Genomic DNA, 5194 nt, shown 5'->3' on the forward strand with positions numbered 1-5194 from the left:
CTGCGTATCCAAGCCAAACACACTCTGAGGTCCTTTGCAAACATATCGCAAAAACTGCATGATCACCGCACCGGCAGCTAAAACAATAACAACACCTAACAATGCGTATAGCCAGGCAAAACCATGAACGCGTTAAAGTCTCAGGTAGTGGTGTAAAATCCGTCGTCCACAATTGACGACGAAGCCACCGTGCGTGTCTACTAGCGTGTGGCGAAACCAACTAGGGACGCAACGATGGCTTCTGTCAATAGCTCCGCAGTTCTTGAATGGATTCGCAAGATTCAAGGCGAGGTTACTGGCATTGGACGTTATGTTGCAGAAATAGCTGAGAAAGAGGTGATCGCCTATGTTCCACGCAAGCCTAATTGATAACCGACCCTAAAAGAGATAGGGGCGGCTTTGTGCCACCGTAATTCAGGACGAGGTCCCTGCTCGTCTTTCGAATCTCAATCCACTTCACGTATCAAGTTCGCGTTTCTGTATCCTCATCAGTGTCGATGAGCCAAGGGCTGTTTCGCTTTTCCTTGATGAGGATAAACCTACGAGACTGAGGACCTTGTAAATTCGGAACCAACTTAGGATTTCGGACTTCCACATCCATGTCCGCGTAATAAACCTTGATCTTGTAATACTTCGCATAGGTTGCGTTAATGGGACCTGGATTGGCGGAAATATCAACTATGCGTTCAAAGTCGACGTATTTTATATTCTTCAAATATTTCCGGAAGCTTAGGCCTGCTTCGAACTTTAGTTGTGGGCCTAACAGCTCTCCTGCTTGGTTGTATTTACCTTCTTCAACGTATTTATAGAATAATTTTGGTACTCTTGCTGCCACAGGATCTGTTTTCAATTCTATGTTTGACAGTTTGGGTCTAGTGGGAGTTGAATTTTTACCGTTGGATCCTATAACTTTACTAGTCGGAGTCGACGACTCTTGGTTTGGCTTCTTCGCAGACTTTGAGGAGGTGGCTTTCGAAGAATCGGATGATTGGCTCACGCCTGATGGATGGGAGAGCACGCCACAAGCAGGGGTCATGCCCAATATAATCCCGCATGCCATAATTGATAACACATATGTCCTGGTTGTTTCCATTGTCGATCTAGGGTTGGCCAACAGCCACCCAACCCTTCCCCCCTCATCCTAAAAGGTTTTAACACATCTTCCAATGAACCACATTAATACCCGCTGCCACTACCTTGTATTAGACTTGTTCCAGGGTAGTAATAGCTTAGCATCCAACTCCAACTCTTACCCTGATTTGCATAATACCATTCTCCATTCTGATACGCGTTGTTGTAAAAACTGTAACTGCTTGAATCGCGCCCCGGACCATACGATCCGGCCTTAAAGAACCCTGGTTGTTCGGAGCCCCCATTTCCATAGTATATGATGGCTAGCCCCGCCGTGTCACTAATGGCATTATTGGTTTTGGAAGTAGACGAACCGGGCTTGAAGACCTGCGAGTTTATTGTGTTGTCCAAAGCGGCACCGACATCTGGATATTTGGGATGATTTACACAATACCATCCATAGCTACGGATTGAAACGGCGCCGGCCTCCAATGCCTGAGACGGCCAGGATGCTTCCCATTCGTTGGGAAGTACATTGTTTAGGTAGTATCCAAAGTTATACGATTTAACTGTTCCCGAGGCACTGGGGTTATTATTAGTGCGCATGAGCACTTTAATCGTCGATGGTTCATAGTCATACCACGAACCCCCTGATGATACATTCGGCTCTCCATCAGACTTCGTGGTGGGAATATATTCATTCGACGGGCGATTGTTAAGAGCTCCTACGTAACCCTGGTCTCCCGGCTGTAAGCCTTGTTGCTGAGGAAGTTGTCCCACCGACGGCGTTTTTATTGTTTCCGCAGAGGCCGAATGGTGTAGACAAGCGCTAGACATGGCGACTGCTAGACCAGACAACAGCGGACCAATAACCCTTTTGTTCATAGGATTTCCTCCTTGCAAGTAATTGTATAGCAAGGACAGATGCCCCACTACCCCATGCAACGATTGTGAGATCGCTATATTTACAAATTTATGATTAATATAATTGTTTTGTTCAACCCAGATCAAGTCCTAAATGTGGTGTAAATTCGCCCCTTCTCGGTAAATGAGTTATGTCAACTGATTTTGAGTACCTTTGTCGTCTCTTTCGCCTGTTCCTCTTGCTCCTTACGCCATGTGAAATAGTCCGCCATGTCGAAGTATTTGTGTCCCGTCTGCCATTTCTCGTCAATCTCCATGAGCAAGGCGCCGATGAGCCGGAACGCCGAGTCTCGGTTCGGGTAAATTCGGATAACCCTGTCTCGCCGACGAACCTCTTCGTTCAACCGCTCCTGGCCATTTGTTGTCCGGAGGCGTTTTCTGTACCGCTCCGGCAGCGCCAGCACCGCCGTGATATCGTCAAACGCCGATTCGAGGATATCCACAGCCTTGGAGGCCTTTTCGCCATACTCATCCACAACCCGATTCAACAGCAACCTGGCCGTTTCCACATCTGGCGCATCCAAGATGGCCCGGACCTTTCCGTATAGCTCCGCCTGCAAATTCTTCGGCACCGCATCCAGGAAATTGCGCATAAGTAGAGTAGAAGGCTGGCGCGGCAGGGCCGTTTCCAGCCTCCCCTCGTCGAACCGTGCGTGACGTTCTCCGTCACACGGCTCTCTTAATCCCTTCACCTCAGGTATTCACAGAATCGTAAACTACTGTTCCCGCCAATGTACGCAAACCAAGATGTGTGTGACTAGAGAGGTAGACCGACATCCCACGTCGGATGCCGCGACGACCGTACTTTCGAGAAATAAATCGGCTCAGTCGCTCTACCACGTAGTTGTCCATTGCTCGAAACTGGCGTGTGGAATTCCCATACCGGAAGTACGCAGCCCATCCAGTCAGGAAACGATTGAGGTCCTGGACAACCATGCTGACCGGCAGTCCTACGCGATGCAGTGGAGTCAGCTCGCGATAAGGTCGCGCGCTCGCTTCATCGCCTTCTGACTCGGCCAGCAAGCGACGTACCATGCACCGGGCTTCCAACGACTCGGGAGCCATCGATAGTGGTAGCCGAGGAAATCGAATCCCGTTCCGGTCTTTTGCAGGTTCACTACTCGCGTCTTTTCGAGTGACAGAGTCAGTCCCAGTCTGCCAAGTAGCATTTGGTGGACTACGGGCCGCAAATATCTCGAAATGGCTGAATACTGGACTTGGCGAAAGAACAATCTCGAAGAGCTGAAACAGGACTCAAAGGTTCACCATCTCAGGTAACGCAACGTCGGCTACCATTGAGGGCAATTTACACACAAATTCGGACTTGATCTATATCAAGCGTGGTCAGGTAAGGAACTGTACATGAAGAATCTTCAATATCTATTTGACCATATGAATTGAATCCGCATCCAAACCTCATGGATTGCACTACCATACAGAGGACCATACGATTACAAAGGATAAAGCGAGCGCCCTGAATAAAGCGATCACCTTGATGAAACGATGGGAATCGCCGACTGACCTGAAGGGGTGTTTGCTTGAAATCGCCGAAGCCCCATCCGGTGGATGGGGCTCCAGTGTGTAGGGGTGGGATTTCACACAGTGAATCATCCAGCACTCCTTATTTGGATTCCTCGCCAGAGAGTGCTGCAATGAGTTCGGGAAGTCTTCCTAGCGCTACAGCGATAGCGATAGGGTTCGAGTAGTCGCGTGTGTGAACGATCTGACCGTGCCTGACTCTGGTGACCATAATCATGGGCAGCGCAACAGGATTACCTGAGTCGGCGCTTTTTCCCAGAACTCGGTATTCCCCCACGATCACTTCGGGATCGGACGTCTCGTGTATCACGACGCCATCAATCTTTTCAATTCGCGCCCCCCCGACTGTGGAGTGCTTCAAGTCGGGCACGTAAGGTTTCCCGCGTTTCCTCGACACGAGTCGGGGATCCTGGAGGCGCGAATGGCATTTCAGTGACGGAATTCTCCGCGTATAGTTCCACAAAATCGTCGAACGCGGACCTCTCCATCGCATGCAACAGGCGTTCAAATACTTTGCATGGAGTTGCAGCATCTTTTTGTTCGCTCAAAGGAATCCCTCCAAAGTATGTGATAGGCTTTTCACCACATTCCAAACGGAATGTTTACTCCGTTTAATATACGGAATGCGGACTCCGATTGTCAACCCGTACCGATCTGGGTAAACTTAAGTCCTGAGAGGTGCCGCGTATATGTCAACAAAGGATACTTTGCAAGATTCAGGCGATGGGCGTTCAAGTGAAGTCGTTGGTGTTTCTGCCGAAAAATCATTAAGAGCGGACGCTAGGCGCAACCGGGAGCGGGTGCTCGATGTCGCAACCCAAGCTTTCGCGACCAACGGGATCGAGATTCCGATTGATGAAATTGCCCGTCGAGCCGGTGTGGGAATAGGAACCGTTTATCGTCACTTCCCTACGAAAGAGGCCCTATATGAAGCGGTCATCGTCAACTATAAGCAACGTGTCATTGAGAAGGCCAAGGACATGCTGAATTATGACGATCCGGGATCGGCCTTTTTTGATTTTCTTTCACAAATTGTACGAGAAGGGTTGAACAATAAGGGACTTGTCGACGCCATCGCTCGCGCTGGCGTGGATATTCTTCGGACGCTTTCCGGGATCTCACTGGAGTTTCGCAATGCGCTGGGCGAACTGCTGAGCCGTGCGCAGCAAAGTGGCGCAGTTCGCGCGGATATTACAGCTGTTGACGTGATCGCCATCGTATCTGGTGTGATGCTCACGCTCGAAAAATATGGCGATGATTCGGGGATATCAGCTCGTATCCTGTCGGTCATCTTCGACGGGTTACGTGGCGTAAATCGTGACATGCAGGATTCGACAGGCTTCACAAAGAAATAAAAGACCGGCTGCTGGTCATGGAGCGTGAATCAGCCACTTCATTCATGAGATACAGAACTGTTACAGAGGGGCCCTTCCAATGAGACTTGCACATCGGGTTCAAAATTCTGAACCATCTTTTATTCGGGGAATTCTAAAGGTGACGCAGCAACCGGATATCATTTCGTTTGCAGGTGGATTGCCGTCACCCGAATTGTTCCCTGTACAAGAAGCCATGGAGGTTTATCAACATATTTTATCTACTCAGGGAAGTGTCTCCTTGCAATATAGTCCGGGCGAGGGAGAGATTTCACTTCGGGAAGTGT

The 5194-nt window shown here is 49.4% G+C and carries 5 protein-coding genes and 2 pseudogenes; 3 read left to right on the plus strand and 4 right to left on the minus strand.

Translation table 11 applies throughout. The features are described from left to right. The first annotated feature begins 234 nt into the window (after nt 1–234). A complete protein-coding gene (locus tag ASH01S_RS19565) occupies nt 235–369 on the plus strand; it encodes a hypothetical protein (RefSeq protein ID WP_281178243.1) in 135 nt (44 codons plus the stop codon). A gap of 94 nt (nt 370–463) precedes the next feature. Here ASH01S_RS19565 and ASH01S_RS18175 read toward each other — a convergent pair whose 3' ends face one another. The 4 genes and pseudogenes from ASH01S_RS18175 to ASH01S_RS19805 form a co-directional block, all read right to left on the minus strand. Then, on the minus strand, nt 464–1060 hold the full coding sequence (locus ASH01S_RS18175; RefSeq protein WP_169794270.1) for a DUF4829 domain-containing protein: 597 nt from the start codon (nt 1058–1060) through the stop codon (nt 464–466). Nucleotides 1061–1176: 116 nt separating this feature from the next. Further along, a complete protein-coding gene (locus ASH01S_RS18180) occupies nt 1177–1956 on the minus strand; it encodes a SpoIID/LytB domain-containing protein (RefSeq protein WP_083517317.1) in 780 nt (259 codons plus the stop codon). Nucleotides 1957–2129: 173 nt separating this feature from the next. Further along, nucleotides 2130–2597, minus strand: a pseudogene (locus ASH01S_RS17095) (transposase); the annotation flags it as partial. A 91-nt stretch (nt 2598–2688) separates the two neighbouring features. Then, on the minus strand, nt 2689–3060 hold the full coding sequence (locus tag ASH01S_RS19805; RefSeq protein WP_373278599.1) for a group II intron maturase-specific domain-containing protein: 372 nt from the start codon (nt 3058–3060) through the stop codon (nt 2689–2691). 1163 nt (nt 3061–4223) lie between these two features. Here ASH01S_RS19805 and ASH01S_RS17105 point away from each other — a divergent pair. Together ASH01S_RS17105 and ASH01S_RS19100 are read left to right on the plus strand one after the other, a co-directional pair. Then, on the plus strand, nt 4224–4889 hold the full coding sequence (locus ASH01S_RS17105; RefSeq protein ID WP_083517319.1) for a TetR/AcrR family transcriptional regulator: 666 nt from the start codon (nt 4224–4226) through the stop codon (nt 4887–4889). 79 nt (nt 4890–4968) lie between these two features. Further along, nucleotides 4969–5194: pseudogene (locus ASH01S_RS19100) on the plus strand (hypothetical protein); the annotation flags it as partial.

The sequence above is a fragment of the Alicyclobacillus shizuokensis NBRC 103103 genome, from assembly GCF_001552255.1.
Taxonomy (GTDB): domain Bacteria; phylum Bacillota; class Bacilli; order Alicyclobacillales; family Alicyclobacillaceae; genus Alicyclobacillus_G; species Alicyclobacillus_G shizuokensis.

Bases quoted from the DNA above. Each gene is read 5' to 3' on its own strand.
- ASH01S_RS19565 (WP_281178243.1), top strand. From the start codon at position 235: ATGGCTTCTGTCAATAGCTCCGCAGTTCTTGAATGGATTCGCAAGATT.
- ASH01S_RS18175 (WP_169794270.1), bottom strand. From the start codon at position 1,060: ATGGCATGCGGGATTATATTGGGCATGACCCCTGCTTGTGGCGTGCTC.
- ASH01S_RS18180 (WP_083517317.1), bottom strand. From the start codon at position 1,956: ATGAACAAAAGGGTTATTGGTCCGCTGTTGTCTGGTCTAGCAGTCGCC.
- ASH01S_RS19805 (WP_373278599.1), bottom strand. From the start codon at position 3,060: ATGGCTCCCGAGTCGTTGGAAGCCCGGTGCATGGTACGTCGCTTGCTG.
- ASH01S_RS17105 (WP_083517319.1), top strand. From the start codon at position 4,224: ATGTCAACAAAGGATACTTTGCAAGATTCAGGCGATGGGCGTTCAAGT.